The organism is Deinococcus fonticola (assembly GCF_004634215.1).
In the GTDB taxonomy this organism is placed as follows: domain Bacteria; phylum Deinococcota; class Deinococci; order Deinococcales; family Deinococcaceae; genus Deinococcus; species Deinococcus fonticola.
Map to the genome: position 1 here is coordinate 1 of NZ_SMMH01000085.1, position 2,630 is coordinate 2,630.

Genomic DNA, 2,630 nt, shown 5'->3' on the forward strand with positions numbered 1-2,630 from the left:
TTTGCGGAAACTCCACCGCAAATGTGGCCGTCAGACCGTTCCCTGGGCAGGAAGAGAAAGCCAATGTTGTACCCTTGACCTGAGCCGAGTCTCTACTCGAAATCGTCCAACTTTTGGGGCCAGCCCACCACGCGGTCTGGCTCACGTCCGAATCATCAAGGAGTACAGCGGGAAACGGGTGGTGCGCGTGAGGACGGAGATTGCCGCTGGAACACAGAAACGGGTGAACCTCGAACTGAGAACCCTTGGGTACACGAGGCCGAACACTTCAGCCGTGGAGCATCAGAATGGCACAGCACGCCGTATGAATCCGCATCTGGTTCGCAAAAGCCTCGCGTTCGCGAGGCTGCCCATCCATCGCTTCACCCTTGCTCACGTGGTGCAGGGCGTTGACAACTGGTGCCGACCGCAGAGGGGTCTTCGTCAACCACTGGCTGTGCCAGTGGGACGACAAAAATATGCGCAGCGCACGCCAGCAATGGCCATTGGTTTGACCGGGCGGTGCTGGTGGGATCTGCTCACCCTGCCCTGTGGCGCAGCCTGTCGGGAATAGTTCCAACCAACTACCTCTTTCCGAAAGACCTGATCAACCTGCTGACCTACAAGGGCGGCATTTACAGCGTGCCGGTGAACGTTCACCGCAGCAACGTGATGTGGGATTGAGTCAGTTTTGAGTCGGTGGAGTTAAGCCTCACCATAGGAGGCAACCCCATGACGACCAGGAAGACCTACACCGCCGAATTCAAACGTCAGGCCATAGAACTGGCAGAACGTGAGGATGTTGGCCCCATACGTGCTGCTCGCGACCTCGGAATCAGTACCTCCGTGCTTTACCGCTGGCGACTCCAGGCTCAAAAGGCAGGGCAAACGGCTTTCCTTGGTCAGGGTCGAACGACCCTGACGCCTCAGGAACAGGAAATTCAACGACTCCGCAAAGAGAACGAGATTCTTCGTCAGGAATGTGAAATCCTAGATAGGGTATCCCCGAACCGCTGTCAAGTTCCCTGACCTTCTGCCAGTGGTGTTGGGCTAGCTCCGCCGTGTGCAGAAACAAAGTCGTCCTGGTAGGGTTCTCCTGATTTCACAACCGCCAAGGCAATGCGAAGCAGCTTACGGCCAACCGCGATAAGGGCGACCTTTGGCGGTTTGCCGCTGGTGATCAATTGACGATAGTAGCTTCCCAGGCGACTATGGGATTTCGACGCGCCCAGCGCACAAAGGTAGGCCATTCTGCGAAGGCGGGCATTACCTGTTTTTGAAATACGAGAGCGACCAGCACGCAGGCCAGACTGCCGAGGTGAAGGTGCAATACTCGCAGCCGCCGAGAATTCCTGCCCCGTTTGAAGGCGAGCAAAGCCGTCTGTTTCCGCCAGTATCGTGGCTGCTGAGATCAGCGCAATGCCAGGAATCGTGCGCAGCAACTTAAGTTGCTGCTGAACCTCGGTGTGCTGCTGACCGAGTTCCTTGATCGCTTGCTCTAAGTCGTTCACCTGGCGTTCCAACAACGCCAGACGCTCCTGCGCGAAGGTCATAACCTTCGCGTCGACCTGATGGGCGTCCCTGAGCGCGATGAGGTGATTATTCTCCTGTAACCACGTGCGCAGTACGCTCTCTCGCTCACGGGTCAACTGTTTCAGGACGGCCAGCGTTTCACTGGGTGGCCGCCACAGTGTAAGGGCCATAACTGAACCGAACGAAGCAATGATTTCGGCATCCATTGCGTCCGTTTTTCCACGTCTCAGGACAGAGCGGGCAAAATACTTGACCTGTGCTGGATTGACAACGCTCACCGACCAATTCAACTGGTGAAAATGCCACGCGGCATTTTCCCAGTACACGTTGGTCGCCTCCATCACCACCTGGACTGGTTGATGCCCGGTGAACTTGCCGACCCAGTCAGTTAATTTCCTCAATCCTGCGGCATTGTTTGAAATTGGCCCTCGCTGAGCCACAATTCTTCGATTGCCCTCCAATGATTCCTGTAAACAGACGTACAACTCGCGTTTCCCAATGTCAATTCCAAGGGTGAGCATCTTTGACCTCCTGGGCGTGATCGTCAGGAGCGGCTTTCTCGGCACTCTTCTTGTCTGTTCAGGCTTCAAGCCTCGGATAGGGTTCAGTTTGCAGAGAAAGGCCCCAGGTCGGCCAAATCTAGGATCCAGCCTTTGTAGGCGTAAAAAAAGCACTGGCTTATCGACCTGGGCTGAGCCTGACTGACCGTACTATGCCGGATCTGGCCCAACACACAAAAAAAGCAGCGGCCTGTCTTGGGCAGAACAGCACCCGTATGGGGCTTGCCCGCTTCTTCGCCAAAGAAAATCTCTGAGGTTTGCGTTTATCGCTGCCCATCTGGACGAATTTCGGCTCGACATCATGTGTCGGGTTCTGCAGGTGACGCCCAGTGGCTTCAGGAATTGGCGAAGAAGGCCCTACTCAACGAGGAAAACCGAAGATACGGCGATTAGGGGTTGATTTTTGCAGCTAGAAATGAGAGAGGGACGGGTGTCTAAGCCTCGTCCCGATCTCAGTGTAATCCCCATCCGTGAAGCCCAGCCCATCCTCAGCGCCTGGATTCGCCCTCGTATCCCGTTAAAGCTGATCCACACACACGAGAAAATCAGTGATGCTGA

Annotated in this window: 3 protein-coding genes and 1 pseudogene; 3 read left to right on the forward strand and 1 reads right to left on the reverse strand. The window is 55.6% G+C overall.

Annotated elements, in window-relative coordinates:
- Positions 1–127 precede the first annotated feature (127 nt).
- The 3 genes and pseudogenes from E5Z01_RS20465 to E5Z01_RS19110 all read left to right on the forward strand — a co-directional run.
- Positions 128–553, forward strand: a pseudogene (locus E5Z01_RS20465) (IS1 family transposase); the annotation flags it as partial.
- Positions 508–663 carry a hypothetical protein gene (locus tag E5Z01_RS19690; RefSeq protein WP_167758028.1) on the forward strand — a complete coding sequence of 52 codons (156 nt, stop codon included), beginning with the start codon at positions 508–510 and terminating at the stop codon, positions 661–663. The pseudogene E5Z01_RS20465 and the gene E5Z01_RS19690, both read left to right, overlap by 46 nt.
- Positions 664–711: 48 nt before the next feature.
- Positions 712–1,008, forward strand: a complete 297-nt coding sequence (locus E5Z01_RS19110) for a transposase (protein WP_135230826.1) — start codon at positions 712–714, stop codon at positions 1,006–1,008.
- Here the strand turns inward: E5Z01_RS19110 and E5Z01_RS19115 are convergent.
- Positions 996–2,033, reverse strand: coding sequence for an IS110 family RNA-guided transposase (locus E5Z01_RS19115; RefSeq protein ID WP_135230827.1), 1,038 nt, complete (start codon positions 2,031–2,033; stop codon positions 996–998). The two genes, E5Z01_RS19110 and E5Z01_RS19115, sit on opposite strands and share 13 nt — an antisense overlap.
- Positions 2,034–2,630: the final 597 nt, after the last annotated feature.